Genomic DNA, 310 nt, shown 5'->3' with positions numbered 1-310 from the left:
CCACTGGCCAAGCGTACGCTGTTCTTCCCGCGCTACCACCAACTGGATGTGGTGCGCCGCCTAGTGACGCATGCCAGCCAGCATGGTGTGGGTCAGCGCTACCTGGTCCAGCACTCGGCCGGCTCGGGCAAATCGAACTCCATCACCTGGGCGGCCTATCAGTTGATAGAAACCGTCCCAGTAGAGCCGTTTGCGAAAATCTGTAATGCCCTTGGAGTAACGGTCCATCTGCTGGATAAAACCGGGAGTGCGGTACTGGTACTCGAAGTACCGGGCATCAAGGCTAGGACGGGGCACTGCAATGGTATAC

1 protein-coding gene is annotated in these 310 nt (G+C 58.4%); it reads left to right on the top strand.

Annotated elements, in window-relative coordinates; genetic code table 11:
• Positions 1-310, top strand: a 310-nt coding sequence (locus AC0L3B_RS39060; RefSeq protein WP_473383052.1) for a hypothetical protein, incomplete at both ends; no start/stop codon positions are given.

The organism is Bradyrhizobium sp. Kon56, assembly GCF_055807635.1.
The sequence above is the reverse complement of the archived record's forward strand: the minus strand, read 5'-3'. Positions and strand labels throughout refer to the sequence as shown.